The sequence below is a fragment of the Pseudomonas sp. ABC1 genome (genome assembly GCF_013395055.1).
Classification (GTDB): Bacteria; Pseudomonadota; Gammaproteobacteria; order Pseudomonadales; family Pseudomonadaceae; genus Stutzerimonas.
Map to the genome: position 1 here is coordinate 3,615,487 of NZ_CP058349.1, position 13,317 is coordinate 3,628,803.

General features: G+C 61.3%; 17 protein-coding genes. 9 read left to right on the forward strand and 8 right to left on the reverse strand.

Annotation, left to right across the window (positions count from 1 at the left end; all coding sequences use genetic code 11):
* Positions 1–6: 6 nt before the first annotated feature.
* The 7 genes from HW090_RS15905 to HW090_RS15935 all read right to left on the reverse strand — a co-directional run bounded on the left by HW090_RS15905 (position 7) and on the right by HW090_RS15935 (position 4,929).
* Entirely contained in the window at positions 7–681 is a 675-nt protein-coding gene (locus HW090_RS15905) for an NADH-quinone oxidoreductase subunit B family protein (protein WP_179114442.1), read from the reverse strand.
* Between the two features lie 10 nt (positions 682–691).
* On the reverse strand, positions 692–1,102 hold the full coding sequence (locus tag HW090_RS15910; protein ID WP_179114443.1) for an NADH-quinone oxidoreductase subunit A: 411 nt from the start codon (positions 1,100–1,102) through the stop codon (positions 692–694).
* Positions 1,103–1,368: 266 nt separating this feature from the next.
* Entirely contained in the window at positions 1,369–2,160 is a 792-nt protein-coding gene (locus HW090_RS15915) for an outer membrane protein OmpK (RefSeq protein WP_179114444.1), read from the reverse strand.
* A gap of 123 nt (positions 2,161–2,283) precedes the next feature.
* Complete coding sequence (locus HW090_RS15920) at positions 2,284–3,636, reverse strand: sensor histidine kinase (protein ID WP_179114445.1); 1,353 nt, start codon at positions 3,634–3,636, stop codon at positions 2,284–2,286.
* The gene (locus tag HW090_RS15925) at positions 3,633–4,298 is read right to left on the reverse strand and encodes a response regulator transcription factor (RefSeq protein ID WP_179114446.1); all 666 of its coding nucleotides are present in this window, start codon (positions 4,296–4,298) and stop codon (positions 3,633–3,635) included. The genes HW090_RS15920 and HW090_RS15925 overlap by 4 nt, the downstream gene beginning before the upstream one ends.
* Positions 4,298–4,603 carry a PepSY domain-containing protein gene (locus tag HW090_RS15930; RefSeq protein WP_179114447.1) on the reverse strand — a complete coding sequence of 102 codons (306 nt, stop codon included), beginning with the start codon at positions 4,601–4,603 and terminating at the stop codon, positions 4,298–4,300. The genes HW090_RS15925 and HW090_RS15930 overlap by 1 nt, the downstream gene beginning before the upstream one ends.
* A gap of 17 nt (positions 4,604–4,620) precedes the next feature.
* The gene (locus HW090_RS15935) at positions 4,621–4,929 is read right to left on the reverse strand and encodes a PepSY domain-containing protein (protein ID WP_179114448.1); all 309 of its coding nucleotides are present in this window, start codon (positions 4,927–4,929) and stop codon (positions 4,621–4,623) included.
* Between the two features lie 148 nt (positions 4,930–5,077).
* On the opposite strand from HW090_RS15935, the gene HW090_RS15940 reads away from it, so the two are divergent.
* Positions 5,078–5,335: a PepSY domain-containing protein gene (locus HW090_RS15940; RefSeq protein ID WP_179114449.1), complete on the forward strand. Its 258-nt coding sequence runs from the start codon at positions 5,078–5,080 to the stop codon at positions 5,333–5,335.
* Positions 5,336–5,395: 60 nt separating this feature from the next.
* Here HW090_RS15940 and suhB read toward each other — a convergent pair whose 3' ends face one another.
* On the reverse strand, positions 5,396–6,211 hold the full coding sequence (gene suhB, locus HW090_RS15945; protein WP_179114450.1) for an inositol-phosphate phosphatase: 816 nt from the start codon (positions 6,209–6,211) through the stop codon (positions 5,396–5,398).
* 310 nt (positions 6,212–6,521) lie between these two features.
* Here suhB and trmJ point away from each other — a divergent pair, with 310 nt between their 5' ends.
* The 8 genes from trmJ to hscA all read left to right on the forward strand — a co-directional run bounded on the left by trmJ (position 6,522) and on the right by hscA (position 13,316).
* Positions 6,522–7,304 (forward strand): tRNA (cytosine(32)/uridine(32)-2'-O)-methyltransferase TrmJ, encoded by a 783-nt coding sequence (trmJ, locus tag HW090_RS15950; RefSeq protein ID WP_179114937.1) that lies wholly within the window; start codon positions 6,522–6,524, stop codon positions 7,302–7,304.
* Positions 7,304–8,086: a serine O-acetyltransferase gene (cysE, locus tag HW090_RS15955; RefSeq protein ID WP_179114451.1), complete on the forward strand. Its 783-nt coding sequence runs from the start codon at positions 7,304–7,306 to the stop codon at positions 8,084–8,086. Before trmJ ends, cysE begins: the two co-directional genes overlap by 1 nt.
* Positions 8,087–8,379: 293 nt before the next feature.
* On the forward strand, positions 8,380–8,871 hold the full coding sequence (gene iscR, locus HW090_RS15960) for a Fe-S cluster assembly transcriptional regulator IscR (RefSeq protein ID WP_179114452.1): 492 nt from the start codon (positions 8,380–8,382) through the stop codon (positions 8,869–8,871).
* Between the two features lie 30 nt (positions 8,872–8,901).
* On the forward strand, positions 8,902–10,116 hold the full coding sequence (locus HW090_RS15965; protein WP_179114453.1) for an IscS subfamily cysteine desulfurase: 1,215 nt from the start codon (positions 8,902–8,904) through the stop codon (positions 10,114–10,116).
* A 45-nt stretch (positions 10,117–10,161) separates the two neighbouring features.
* On the forward strand, positions 10,162–10,548 hold the full coding sequence (iscU, locus tag HW090_RS15970; RefSeq protein ID WP_179114454.1) for a Fe-S cluster assembly scaffold IscU: 387 nt from the start codon (positions 10,162–10,164) through the stop codon (positions 10,546–10,548).
* A gap of 10 nt (positions 10,549–10,558) precedes the next feature.
* Positions 10,559–10,882, forward strand: a complete 324-nt coding sequence (gene iscA, locus HW090_RS15975) for an iron-sulfur cluster assembly protein IscA (RefSeq protein ID WP_179114455.1) — start codon at positions 10,559–10,561, stop codon at positions 10,880–10,882.
* Positions 10,883–10,889: 7 nt separating this feature from the next.
* Entirely contained in the window at positions 10,890–11,411 is a 522-nt protein-coding gene (gene hscB, locus HW090_RS15980; protein WP_179114938.1) for a co-chaperone HscB, read from the forward strand.
* Between the two features lie 42 nt (positions 11,412–11,453).
* Positions 11,454–13,316, forward strand: coding sequence for a Fe-S protein assembly chaperone HscA (hscA, locus tag HW090_RS15985; RefSeq protein WP_179114456.1), 1,863 nt, complete (start codon positions 11,454–11,456; stop codon positions 13,314–13,316).
* Position 13,317 lies beyond the last annotated feature (1 nt).

The window sequence follows — 13,317 nt, forward strand, 5'->3', positions numbered from 1 at the left end:
ACCGGCTTACACTTCGTCGGGGCTGCGCAGGTTGGTGACCTGTATGCGCTGTGCGCGCCGCTGCTCCTTCTGCGAAGGCATTTCGGCACGGTAGATGCCTTGGTCGCCAACGACCCAGGAAAGCGGACGGCGCTCCTGTCCGATGGACTCCTGCAGCAGCATCAGGCCTTGCAGGAATGCTTCGGGGCGGGGCGGGCAGCCGGGGATGTAAACGTCCACAGGGAGGAACTTGTCCACGCCCTGGACGACCGAGTAGATGTCGTACATGCCACCGGAGTTGGCGCATGAACCCATGGAGATGACCCACTTGGGTTCGAGCATCTGCTCGTACAGACGCTGGATGACAGGCGCCATCTTGATGAAGCAGGTACCTGCGACGACCATGAAGTCCGCCTGACGCGGCGACGCCCGGATCACTTCGGCGCCGAAACGGGCGACGTCATGCGGGGCGGTGAAGGCAGTGGTCATCTCTACATAGCAGCAGGACAGGCCGAAGTTGTACGGCCACAGGGAGTTCTTGCGACCCCAGTTGACCGCGCCATTCAGCACGTCTTCCAGCTTGCCCATGTAGATGTTGCGATTGACCTGACCTTCTAGCGGGTCGGCGACAGTCTCCTGCTGACCGATCGGATAGCGGTCATTAGCCGCCTCCGGGTCGATCCGGGTGAGTTTGTATTGCATGTGAAGAGCCTCATTGTTTCAGCTTCGCCTGTCGCTCGCGACGGCTTGCGGGCGCCCAGTCGAGCGCTCCAATCCGCCATAGATAAACAAGACCCGCCAACAGAATTGCTATGAATACGGTAGCTTCAATGAGGCCCGCCCAGCCGCTTTCGCGCACCGAGACGGCCCAGGCAAAGAGATAAAGGGCTTCAACGTCGAAGATCACGAAGAGCATCGCGACCAGATAGAACTTGGCTGAAAGGCGCAGGCGAGAACCGCCGGTCGGCACGATGCCGGACTCGAAGGGTTCGTTCTTGCTGCGACCGAAGGCTTTGCTGCCGAGCAGGCTGGAAACGCCGAGCATGAAAGCGCAGAGCGCGACCACACCCAGGAGAAAGGCTGCGAACCCCAGGTGATGGGGCAGGACGGTTACATCAGGCATGCCGGACTCCTTGGAGGAACGGCTTATAATTTCTCTCACGACTGCGGCAAAGCGTCGCGAAATTTGATTCGGGCGATTGTATGACTTTTGTCGAGTCAAGTACACCTGCGCCCATCAAGTATTTCAAGGATTGTGGAAGGCTGGCTATCCGTCCAAAGTAGGAAGCTTGATGGCCTCTGGCATGCGTATTTTGGAAATGGTATCCATTTGTTTCTAAATGGCCGGGAGAGGGTATCTCCCGGTCATTGCTGGCGTGCTTCTGGGGGTTAGAAGTGTGCCTTGAGCAGCAGGCTGATGGCGCTCTGGTGGGTGCCGCCCAGTATCTCGTCGCCCAGGTAGCTGTCGTTGTCGATGCCGTACTTGTGCTTCCAGTAGTCGTATTCCACGCCGACGTAGAACTTTTCGCCCCAGCCCATGGCCTTGGCCAGGTCGTACTTGATCTGCGGGTTGATGTGCAGGTTGGCGTGGTAGTCGTCATCGTTGTCCACCACCCAGTCGATGAAGCCGTCGATCACCAGGCTGGAGCGACCGACCGGGAGGGTGTAGCTCCAGACTGGTGTGATCTGCCAGGTGTTGCGGCCATCGCGACTTCCGTCCGGGCGGCGCAGGTAGGTGTTGAGCTGGAAATAGTCGAAGCCGGGCAGGGCGAGATCGATGGCGGGGCCGAGCAGGTAGGCGTCCACGTCCTTTTCGCCGAATTCATAGGTGGCCGAGATGAGGACGTCCTTGATCGGACCGAGGGACAGGTCCTGGCCGCTGATCTTGCCGAATGACAGTCGCGGGGTGATCTCGCCATAGAAAGTATGGCCATCACCGTTGCCGTTGGTCGCTTCGGTGTTGTACTTGATGCCGTCGACGAACAGGAACAGGTCGCCGAAGCTCCAGCCACTGGCGTGCTCGAAGGTGACGGTCTGCTGCCTGGGCGGGTCGACCTTGAAGTCGATGCCGTTGAGGTAGGTCAGGCTGTTGTCCTGCCACAGAAGTAGATCGCCGGCCGCGACCGGGCCGGTCGCCAGTAGGCAGCTTGCGAACATCAGGGAGGTTGTGGGGCGCTGCATGGAGGCTCCAGGAGTTGTGCCGGATAAGGTTGGGTGCTTGCCGATAGGCGGTGCCGTCCCGGTTCTGGTGGGCGCTGGGTGGCTGGGTCGGGCGGGTGTCGTGGAGAGAATCGGCGGCGGATTCTATGCGCTTGCAGGGCTGCGGTGAAGTGCCTTGGTCGAGTCCTGGTGGGGCAGCAGGATATTGACGCGCAAGCCGCCTCGGGGGCTGCCTTGCAGTGTCCATTCGCCGTGCCAGGCGACGATGATGTCGCGCACGATGCCCAGCCCGAGGCCGTGGCCGGCGGTCGCTTCGTCGAGGCGTGCGCCACGCTCCAGTACCTGTTCGCGTTGTTCCGCGGCGATGCCGGGACCGTCGTCGTCGATGATCAGGCGGTAGCCGTCGGGTGTGCGCTCGATCTGTAGTTCGACGCGCTGGCTGGCCCACTTGCAGGCGTTGTCCAGCAGGTTGCCCAGCAGTTCCAGCATGTCCTCCCGGTCCCAGGGCAGGCGGCAGTCCGGCGGTGCCTGCCAGCGCAGGTCGAGGCGGCTGTCGTGGATCATCGCCAGGGTGTCGAAGAGTGGCGGCAGTTCCTGGTCGCAATCGAAATGCGAGCCGGGCAATACGTCGCCGGCCAGGCGTGCACGTCCCAGCTCGCGGCTGACACGCTGCTGCATCTGTTCCAGTTGTTCCAGCAGGCCGGCTTGCAGGTGAGGGTGGGCTGACAGTTCGTCGCGACGGCTGAGGCTGGTGAGTACGGCCAGCGGCGTCTTCAGTGCGTGCCCCAGGTTGCCGAGGGCGTTGCGCGAGCGTTGCAGGGTCGACTCGGTGTGGGTCAGCAGGTGGTTGATCTGCTCCACCAGCGGTTGCAGTTCCTGCGGGCCCTGGGTGTCCAGTTGCTGGCGTTGTCCTTCCTGGAGCTGGACGATCTGGCGACGTGCCTGTTCGAGTGGGCGCAGGGCGATCTTCACTGCATAGCGTTGCAGCAGGAGGATCACCAGCAGGGCGACGAGCACCAGGCTGATGCCACCCAGGCGTACCTGATTGAAGCTGTCGAGGATCGGCGTGTAGTCCTGTGCGACGCTGATGCTGATGGTCTCGCCAGCTCGGCGATAGTTGGCGCGGTAGACCAGTAGTTGCTGATGCTGTGGGCCTTCGATCAGTTCTCTGGCCAGGCCTGTCTCGTCTGGCCAGTCAGGCAGGGCGTCCCAGAGCGAGCGGGAGCGCCAGGTGTGGTCCGGCAGTGTGATGCGGAAATAATGACCGGAAAAGGCGCGCTGGTAGCGTGGGTTGAGGCGCTGCAAGTCCAGTTGCATGCCGTCCGGGCCGCGCACGATGGCGGTCAGCAGGCCCTCGGCCTCTTCCTGCAGGTTGTTTTCCAGGCTGCGGCGCAGGCCTGACTCGAACAGCCACAGGCTGGTTTGCAGCAGCAGCAGGCTGACGCCGACCACCACGGCAATCAGTGCCAGGCCGAGGCTGCGCTGGATGGATTTCATTGCGTGCCGCCGAAGCGGTAGCCCTGCCCTCGACGGGTTTCGATCTGTTCGCGCCCCAGTTTGCCGCGCAAGCGGTTGACCAGCACTTCGATGACGTTCGAATCGCGTTCGGTCTCGCCATCGTAGAGGTGTTCGGCCAGTTGCATCTTCGACAGCAACTGGCCTGGATGCAGCATGAAGTAGCGCAGCAGGCGGAATTCGCCGGCGGTGAGTTCTATGTCCTGGTCATTCTTGCGGCAGACCTGGCGTGCTTCGTCCAGTTCCAGTCCGCCGGACTGCAGAAGTGGCTGGTTGGCCATGCCTTTGGCGCGCCGTAGCAGGGCTTGTATACGCAGCAGCAACTCTTCGGGGTGAAAGGGTTTGGTCAGGTAGTCGTCGGCGCCGGCTTTCAGGCCTTCAATGCGTTCGGCCCAGGAGCCGCGCGCGGTGAGGATCAGGACCGGAGTGGCGACCCCGCGATTGCGCCAGTTCTGCAGGACTTCCAGCCCCGGCTTTCCCGGCAAGCCCAGGTCCAGCACGATCAGGTCGTAGGGTTCGCTGCTGCCCTGGTAGTCCGCGTCGCGACCATCCGCCAGCCAGTCGATGGCGTAGCCCTGGCGACCCAGGCTGGCCAGCAGTTCCTCGGCCAGTGAGACGTTGTCTTCGACCAGTAGCAGGCGCATCAGTCCTCCTCGTCCTTGATGACCCGGCCATCGCGGGCGTCGATTTCCAGTTCGCGGGCGACACCCTCTGCGGTAAGCAGTTCGATCTCGTAGATGTAGCCGTCGTCTTCCTCTTCCAGCTCTGCCTCGAGCAGGCGGGCGCCGGGGTAGCGTTCCAGTGCGCGCAACAATAACTGCTCGAGCGGGAGGATCGATCCACGCTCGCGCAGTCTCAGGGCTTCATCCTGATCCAGGTCCCTGCCCGGCGCCGGCAGGGCGACGAGCAGAGTGGTCAGGGATAACAGGAACAGAGCGCTCTTGTTCATGGGGTACCTGGTGTGTGTCAGTCATCCTGCTGGTTGCGCAGGACTTCGCCGGTCTTGGCATCCAGTGCCAGGTCCCACTGTACGTTGTTGGTGTCGCGCAGTTCGACCTGATAGATGTAGCGACCGTATTCGTCTTCCAGTTCTGTTTCCTCGACGCGGGCGCCGGGGTGTTTGGCCAGGGCCGCTTCGTTCAGTTTCTCGAAGGAGAGGATGGTGCCAGCGTCACGCAGGCGCAGTGCTTCGTCCGGGCCAAGGTCGCGGGCCATGGCCAGGTTGGTGCCCAGCAGCAGGGTGGCAGCGGTGAACAGGGTAGTGATGGTTTTCATGGTGAATCTCCGTGTGGGTTTCGACGGTTGCCACTTTATCCATGGCCAATTAACCGAAACTGAACGGCGGGGCTGAACTCTTGTATTGGTCTTTTGCTCGTAGATACGGGGCCCGGAGCCCCCTGAGCCCATAATGGAGGTGTCGATTATGCACAAAAGAAACCTGATGTTGGCTGGCCTGCTGCTGATGAGCGGTGCTGTTTTCGCTGCCGATACTCCTGGCGCGGACTGGATCACGCTGGAGGAGGCTGCTGCCAAGGCGAAGCAGGCTGGCTATACGCAGTTGCATGCGCTGGAGGCGGATGATGGCAAGTGGCAGGGCGAGGGGCTGAAGGCCGACGGTCGCAAGTACGAGTTTCATATAGATGCTCGTAGCGGTGACGTGGTCAAGGAAGAGCTGGATTGATAAAGCTGGGAGGTGTGTCCAGGCATTGCCCGTGTAGGCAATGCCTGTCTTTGCTGTCGATCAGCGCTTCATCGCGGTGGAGAGGTGAGGCTGAATCGTGGTCAGGATGGCCTTGAAGCATTTGGCGTTGCCGGCAACGACCTGGCCTTTCTCGAGAAACTCGTGGCCGCCCGAGAAGTCGCTGACCAGTCCGCCCGCTTCCTGGATCAACAAGGCGCCGGCAGCCATGTCCCATTCCGACAGACCGAACTCCCAGAAGGCATCGAAGCGGCCTGCCGCAACATAGGCCAGGTCCAGGCTGGCAGCGCCGGCGCGGCGCAGGCCGGCGGTCTGTCCGACCAGGCTGCGGAACATGTTGAGGTAGTTGTCGAGGTCGTCGAGCTGGCTGTCACGGAAAGGGAAGCCGGTGCCGATCAGTGCGCCTTCCAGGCTCTTGCGGCTGCCGACGCGTATGCGGCGACCGTTGAGTGCTGCGCCGCGTCCACGGCTGGCGGTGAATTCTTCCTGGCGAACCGGGTCCAGTACGACGGCATGCTCCAGGCGTCCGCGGTATTTGCAGGCGATGCTGACCGCGTAGTGGGGTACGCCGTGGATGAAGTTGGTCGTGCCATCCAGTGGATCGATGACCCACTGATAGTCCGCTCCATCACCCTTGCCTTCTATCTGGCCGCCTTCTTCGCCCAGGATACTGTGGTTGGGGAAGGCTTTGCGCAGGGCGGCGACGATCGTCTGCTCGGCGGCACGATCGATGTCAGTGACGTAATCCCTGGCATCTTTTTCGTTTATCGAGACCACATCCAGGCGCTCGGTGGAACGAATGATGAGTTCGCCGGCGCTGCGGGCGGCGCGCAGCGCGATATTCAGCATGGGCTGCATCGATGGATCTACCTGGTCGTTTAAAGAAAGCCGGGAATTATATCAGAAAGAGTTCGCTCGGGCTGCATGTCATGTTCAAAGTACGGAAGTACGGGGCGGTCGCGCTCGATTAGCAATCACGTACTGACTTGCCAATCCGGTTTGTAAGGTGCTGCCCGCAGGTAGCTCGCGATTGCCCTGGGTTGAAAGGGGAAGAGGTTTCCTTTCGGTTTTTTCCTTGCCTTCCTCGGGGGAGGCTTGGCGCGTAGCTTGGCGCAAGTCGCATCCTGTAGTATTCGGCCTCTTTTGGCTGGCTGATCTGGGTTGCATTGTGTCGTTGCGCAATATTCGTGTGGTTCTGGTCAATACCAGTCATCCGGGCAATATCGGTGGGGCGGCCCGCGCCATGAAGAACATGGGGCTTTCGCGCCTGGTGCTGGTCGATCCCCAGGATTTTCCAAGTCCTGAAGCCGATGCGCGTGCGTCGGGGGCGACCGATATTCTTGAAAATGCCCAGGTCGTCGGTTGTCTGGAGGATGCGCTGGTCGGATGCGGCCTGGTGTTCGGTACGAGTGCCAGGGAGCGCCGCATTCCCTGGCCGCTGGTCGACCCGCGCGAGTGCGCTTCGGCGGCGCTGGCGGAGGTGGCGGGCGGCGGGGATGTCGCGCTGGTGTTCGGGCGTGAATACGCAGGCTTGACCAACGAAGAATTGCAGCGCTGTCAGTTCCATGTGCACATTCCTTCGGACCCCGGGTTCAGCTCCCTGAACCTGGCGAGTGCGGTCCAGGTGCTGAGCTACGAGGCACGAATGGCCTGGTTGCATCATGAGGAATCGAATGATGGGTCGCAGAAGCCTCTGGGGGATGTCGGGGGGGATGGCGATGCTGAGCGGGTGACATCCGATGAGTTGGAGCGCTATTTCGGGCATCTGGAGGAAACGCTGGTGGATATCGGTTTTCTCGATCCCCAGCGGCCGCGCCACCTCATGTCACGGCTGCGACGACTCTATGGGCGTTGCGGTATTGAACGATTGGAAATGAACATCCTGCGCGGCATCCTCACTGAAACCCAGAAGGTTGTGCGCGGCGAGCCCCACAAGCGGAGAAAAGACTGATGTTCGATCGCATGCGCGAAGATATCCAGGGCGTTTTTCATCGAGATCCGGCTGCCAGAAATGCATTCGAGGTGCTGACCTGCTACCCCGGGTTGCATGCAGTGTGGATTCATCGTTTCTCCCATTGGCTGTGGTGTCGGGGGCTGGAATGGCTGGCGCGCATGAGTTCGAATGTGGGGCGTTGGCTCACTGGGGTGGAGATCCATCCAGGGGCCAGGATCGGGCGACGTTTCTTCATCGACCATGGCATGGGGGTCGTGATCGGAGGGACGGCGGAGATAGGTGACGATGTCACGCTCTACCATGGCGTCACGCTGGGCGGCACCAGTTGGAATAAAGGCAAGCGCCATCCGACACTGGAAGATGGCGTTATCGTCGGTGCGGGCGCCAAGATTCTCGGGCCTTTCACCGTGGGGGCGGGGGCCAAGGTCGGTTCCAATGCGGTGGTCACTCGGGAGGTGCCGGCCGGGGCCACGGTGGTGGGTATTCCTGGGCGGGTGATCATCAAGGATGGTGCGGAGCAGGAGGCGCGAAAGCGCGAGATCGCCGAGAAGATGGGCTTCGATGCTTACGGTGTGAGCGGCGATATGCCGGACCCTGTTTCGCGTGCCATCGGAAAGCTGCTCGATCATGTACAGGCGGTCGATGAGCGCCTGGAGCGAATGGATCGGGCGCTCGGCTCGCTCGACAAGGGCTACAGCTCCTCGGGGCTGCCGCCGCTGTCGGAAGGTGACTTTGGGGATGTTTGCCCGCCTGATGAAGGCGCGCGCACTGGGAAGTGAGGGCTTGCTGGCGTTCTTGGGGTGTCGGATTTTCCTGTGGCATCCATACGAACGCCATTCCTGAAAATAGTGCTTTCGATCCTTTCCTGTGTGTCTTCCGAATGCCTTCGGGTTTTGAAGTGGATGGCATTCTGCTGCTAGAATGCGCGCCCGTCCGGATCGTCTGATCACTCCTTGCTCGTCAAGACGGGCCGTTTCACGTGAATGCCTGAGTGAATTGATCGGTTTTATAGTTGACCTAAATACTCGGGAATTGCATAATTGCGGCAAAACGTGACACCGAGTGCAAGTCGATGCGATTGACCACGAAAGGCCGCTATGCCGTAACCGCCATGCTCGATCTCGCGCTGCATGCGCAGCATGGGCCGGTATCCCTCGCCGATATATCCGAGCGCCAGGGGATTTCGCTTTCCTATCTCGAGCAACTGTTCGCCAAGCTGCGTCGCAATATGCTGGTCAGCAGCGTGCGCGGTCCGGGTGGAGGCTATCGCCTCTCCCGTGAGATGGGCAGCATTCAAGTGGTTCAGGTTATCGACGCTGTCAATGAATCTGTCGACGCTACCCGCTGCCAGGGGCTTGGCGGATGCCACTCGGGAGATATCTGCCTGACTCACCACCTCTGGTGTGATCTGAGCGACCGTATTCACGAATTTCTGAGTGGTATCAGCCTGGGCGATCTGGTGCTTCGCCAGGAGGTTCAGGATGTGGCACTGCGCCAGGACATGCGTCGGGCCGGTAGCAAGGAGCCGCACCAAGATAAGATCGAAGCGTCCGCCATCGACTGAGCCGGATGACCGCCTGATTAGGAGACACTGATGAAACTGCCAATCTACCTCGACTATTCCGCTACGACGCCTGTAGACCCTCGGGTTGCGGAAAAGATGATCGAATGCCTGACAGTCGAGGGCAATTTCGGTAACCCGGCTTCCCGTTCCCATGCATTTGGCTGGCGTGCGGAAGAGGCGGTGGAGAATGCGCGCCGCCAGGTCGCCGATCTGGTCAAGGCCGATCCGCGCGAAATCGTCTGGACCTCCGGTGCGACCGAGTCCGACAACCTGGCGATCAAGGGTGTCGCGCACTTCTATTCGTCCAAGGGCAAGCACATCGTCACCACCAAGATCGAGCACAAGGCGGTGCTGGATACGGCTCGGCAGCTCGAACGCGAAGGCTTCGAAGTGACCTACATCGAGCCCGGCGAAGATGGCCTGATCACCGTGCCGATGGTCGAAGCAGCGCTGCGCGACGACACCATCCTGGTCTCGGTCATGCATGTGAACAACGAGATCGGGACCATCAATGACATCGCGGCGATCGGTGAGCTGACCCGTTCCCGCGGCATCCTGTTCCATGTCGACGCGGCCCAGTCCACCGGCAAGGTCGAGATCGATCTGGAGAAGATGAAGGTCGACCTGATGTCTTTCTCCGCGCACAAGACCTACGGTCCCAAAGGTGTCGGAGCGCTTTACGTTCGCCGCAAGCCGCGCGTGCGCCTGGAAGCCCAGACTCACGGCGGTGGTCATGAGCGCGGTATGCGCTCGGGCACACTGGCGACGCACCAGATCGTCGGCATGGGCGAGGCTTTCCGCATCGCCAAGGAAGAAATGGCCGCCGAAAACGTTCGCATCCTGGCTTTGCGCGATCGCTTCTACAAGCACGTCGATGGCCTGGAGGAGCTGTATATCAATGGCAGCATGACGGCGCGCGTTCCGCACAACCTCAACCTCAGCTTCAATTATGTCGAGGGTGAGTCGCTGATCATGGCGCTCAAGGACCTGGCGGTGTCGTCCGGTTCTGCCTGTACATCGGCATCCCTGGAGCCTTCCTACGTATTGCGTGCATTGGGGCGTAACGACGAGTTGGCGCACAGTTCCATTCGCTTCACCTTCGGACGTTTTACCACCGAGGAGGAAGTGGATTATGCGGCACAGAAGATTAGCGAGGCGGTGACCAAGCTGCGGGAACTGTCCCCCCTGTGGGACATGTTCAAAGACGGCGTCGATATTTCCAAGGTCGAGTGGCAGGCCCACTGATCCATTTTCGAGCCCGCCCGGCCTGACTGAGATGAGGATTGCACCATGGCTTACAGTGAAAAGGTCATAGACCACTACGAAAACCCGCGCAACGTCGGCAAGTTCGATGCGCAGGATTCCACCATTGGCACCGGCATGGTCGGCGCCCCGGCTTGCGGCGATGTCATGCGCCTGCAGATCAAGGTGAATGAGCAGGGCGTCATCGAAGATGCCAAGTTCAAGACCTATGGCTGTGGTTCCGCCATCGCTTCCAGCTCCCTCGCCACCGAGTGGATGAAGGGCAAGACGCTGGAAGAGGCCGAGACCATCAAGAACACCCAGCTGGCTGAAGAGCTGGCGTTGCCGCCGGTCAAGATCCACTGCTCGGTCTTGGCCGAAGATGCGATCAAGGCTGCCGTGCGCGATTACCGCGAGAAGAACGGGCTGCTCTGAGGAGGTTGCAATGGCCATCACCATGACGCCGGCTGCGGCCGATCATGTGCGGCGCTCCCTGGCGGGGCGCGGCAAAGGTGAGGGGGTTCGCCTGGGCGTGCGTACGACGGGTTGTTCCGGGCTGGCCTATGTGCTCGAGTTCGTCGATGAGGTCGCAGCGGAAGACAAGGTCTTCGAGAATCACGGGGTCAAGGTGATCATCGATCCGAAGAGCCTGGTCTATCTCGATGGAACCGAACTCGACTTCACTCGCGAGGGGCTGAACGAAGGCTTCAAGTTCAATAACCCCAACGTGCGTGGCGAGTGTGGCTGCGGCGAAAGCTTCAATGTCTGAGGCCGCCGTGGGTATTCCTTGTCACTACGCACTGTTTGGCCTGCAGCCTGAATTCGACATCGACCTGGATGGCCTGGCGGCGCGTTATCGCGAGTTGGCACGCCAGGTCCATCCAGACCGTTTCGCCGACTCGGGCGAGTCCGAGCAGCGCAAGGCGCTGGAGCAGGCGGCCAACCTCAATGAGGCCTATCAGGTCCTGCGCAGCCCCTCGGCTCGCGCTCGCTATCTGCTTGCCTTGAATGGTCCTGAGTTGCCGTTGGAGGTGACCGTACAGGACCCGGAGTTCCTGTTGCAGCAGATGCAATGGCGAGAGGAGCTTGAAGAGCTGCAAGACGAAGCAGACCTCGAGGGCGTTGATGCCTTCAAGCGTCGCTTGCGCAAGGCCCAGCAGGATTTGCAGGGTCTTTTCTCCGACAGTTGGCGTGACGCCGCGCGGCGCAGTGATGCCGAGTTGTTGGTGCGGCGCATGCAGTTTCTCGACAAGCTGTCTCAGGAAGTGCGCCAGTTGGAAGAGCGCCTCGACGATTAACCTCCGTGCAGCGCGTGGCGCTGTGCCTGATGTCAGATAGATATGGCCTTACTTCAGATTGCAGAGCCAGGGCAGAGCCCTCAGCCTCACCAGCGGCGCTTGGCCGTCGGCATCGATCTTGGAACCACCAACTCCCTTGTGGCCGCCCTGCGCAGTGGTGTAACCGCGCCGTTGGTCGATGCCGAAGGACATGCCATTCTGCCGTCCGCCGTCCGCTATCTCGACGATCGAGTGGTGGTCGGGCGCGAAGCCTTGCAGGCCGCGGTGGTCGATCCCTTCAATACGGTTATTTCAGTCAAGCGTCTCATGGGGCGCGGGCTCGAAGACGTCAAATACCTCGGCGGGCAATTGCCTTACCGCTTCGTTGCCGGTGATTCGCAGATGCCTTTCATCGAGACCGTGCAGGGGCCGAGAAGCCCGGTGCAGATTTCCTCGGAAATCCTGCGCGCCTTGCGCGAGCGTGCCGAGGCGAGCCTGGGTGGCGAACTGGTCGGTGCGGTGATCACCGTGCCGGCCTATTTCGACGATGCCCAGCGCCAGGCGACCAAGGATGCCGCGCGGTTGGCCGGGCTCAATGTGTTGCGCCTGCTCAACGAGCCTACGGCGGCGGCTGTCGCCTATGGCCTCGACCGTCAGGCTGAGGGTGTGATCGCGGTCTATGACCTGGGCGGCGGGACCTTCGATATTTCCATCCTGCGCTTGAGTCAGGGGGTGTTCGAGGTTCTGGCCACTGGGGGTGACACGGCGCTGGGGGGCGACGATTTCGATCTCGCCATTGCCAATTGGGTCCTGGAGCAGGCCGGCCAGTCCAGCGACCTGGCGCCTGGTGCGCAGCGCTCATTGCTGCAGTTGGCCTGTGCGGCCAAGGAACGCCTGACGCAGCAGGATACCGTCGAGCTGACGTATTCCGGTTGGACGGGACAACTGACGTGGGCGATCTTCCACGAGTTGGTCGATCCGCTGATCGCGCGCAGCCTGAAGACCTGCCGGCGTGCCGTGCGTGATGCCGGCATCGAGCTGGAAGAAATATCCGCAGTGGTCATGGTCGGTGGGTCGACTCGGGTGCCTCGGGTACGCGAGCGGGTTGGCGAGCTGTTTCAGTGCGAACCGCTGACCGATATCGATCCGGACGAAGTGGTTGCCATCGGCGCTGCCATTCAGGCCGAAACCCTGGCGGGCAACAATCGTGGTGGCGACGAGTTGCTGCTGCTGGATGTGATCCCGCTGTCCCTCGGGCTGGAAACCATGGGTGGCCTGATGGAGAAGGTGATCGTGCGCAACACCACCATTCCGGTGGCTCGTGCACAGGAGTTCACCACCTATAAAGACGGCCAGACGGCCATGATGATCCATGTCCTGCAGGGTGAGCGCGAGTTGATCTCAGGCTGCCGGTCGCTGGCGCGTTTCGAGCTGCGTGGTATTCCGCCTATGGTTGCGGGTGCGGCCAAGGTGCGAGTGGCTTTCCAGGTGGATGCGGATGGGTTGCTCAGCGTTTCGGCGCAGGAACTGACCTCCGGTGTCGAGGCGAGCATCCAGGTCAAGCCGTCCTATGGGCTGAGCGATGGCGAAATCGCGCGCATGCTGGAGGAGTCGTTCAGCAAGGCTGGCGAAGACAAAGTGGCGCGCGCACTGCGCGAGCAGTTGGTCGAGGCGCAGCGTCTGCTGGAGGCAGTGGAGGCCGCATTGCTGGTCGATGGCGAGCGCCTGTTGCAGCCCGAGGAGCGGCTGGTAATCGACGCAGAAGTGAGCAGGATGCGCGAGTTGCTCGAAAGCACGGACGGCGTGGCTGTGGAGCGACAGATCAGAAAGCTTGGCCAGGTGACCGACGCCTTCGCTGCGCGACGTCTGGATTCAACCGTCAAGGCCGCGTTGGCTGGCCGACGCCTTAATGAAATCGAGGATTGAG

What these genes read in the sequence shown, in the direction of transcription:
- HW090_RS15935 (WP_179114448.1), bottom strand. Translation starts at nt 4,929, where the DNA reads ATGAAAACCATCACTACCCTGTTCACCGCTGCCACCCTGCTGCTGGGC.
- suhB (WP_179114450.1), bottom strand. Translation starts at nt 6,211, where the DNA reads ATGCAGCCCATGCTGAATATCGCGCTGCGCGCCGCCCGCAGCGCCGGC.
- iscR (WP_179114452.1), top strand. Translation starts at nt 8,380, where the DNA reads ATGCGATTGACCACGAAAGGCCGCTATGCCGTAACCGCCATGCTCGAT.
- iscU (WP_179114454.1), top strand. Translation starts at nt 10,162, where the DNA reads ATGGCTTACAGTGAAAAGGTCATAGACCACTACGAAAACCCGCGCAAC.
- HW090_RS15910 (WP_179114443.1), bottom strand. Translation starts at nt 1,102, where the DNA reads ATGCCTGATGTAACCGTCCTGCCCCATCACCTGGGGTTCGCAGCCTTT.
- HW090_RS15940 (WP_179114449.1), top strand. Translation starts at nt 5,078, where the DNA reads ATGCACAAAAGAAACCTGATGTTGGCTGGCCTGCTGCTGATGAGCGGT.
- hscA (WP_179114456.1), top strand. Translation starts at nt 11,454, where the DNA reads ATGGCCTTACTTCAGATTGCAGAGCCAGGGCAGAGCCCTCAGCCTCAC.
- HW090_RS15920 (WP_179114445.1), bottom strand. Translation starts at nt 3,636, where the DNA reads ATGAAATCCATCCAGCGCAGCCTCGGCCTGGCACTGATTGCCGTGGTG.
- HW090_RS15915 (WP_179114444.1), bottom strand. Translation starts at nt 2,160, where the DNA reads ATGCAGCGCCCCACAACCTCCCTGATGTTCGCAAGCTGCCTACTGGCG.
- HW090_RS15965 (WP_179114453.1), top strand. Translation starts at nt 8,902, where the DNA reads ATGAAACTGCCAATCTACCTCGACTATTCCGCTACGACGCCTGTAGAC.
- HW090_RS15925 (WP_179114446.1), bottom strand. Translation starts at nt 4,298, where the DNA reads ATGCGCCTGCTACTGGTCGAAGACAACGTCTCACTGGCCGAGGAACTG.
- HW090_RS15905 (WP_179114442.1), bottom strand. Translation starts at nt 681, where the DNA reads ATGCAATACAAACTCACCCGGATCGACCCGGAGGCGGCTAATGACCGC.
- cysE (WP_179114451.1), top strand. Translation starts at nt 7,304, where the DNA reads ATGTTCGATCGCATGCGCGAAGATATCCAGGGCGTTTTTCATCGAGAT.
- iscA (WP_179114455.1), top strand. Translation starts at nt 10,559, where the DNA reads ATGGCCATCACCATGACGCCGGCTGCGGCCGATCATGTGCGGCGCTCC.
- HW090_RS15930 (WP_179114447.1), bottom strand. Translation starts at nt 4,603, where the DNA reads ATGAACAAGAGCGCTCTGTTCCTGTTATCCCTGACCACTCTGCTCGTC.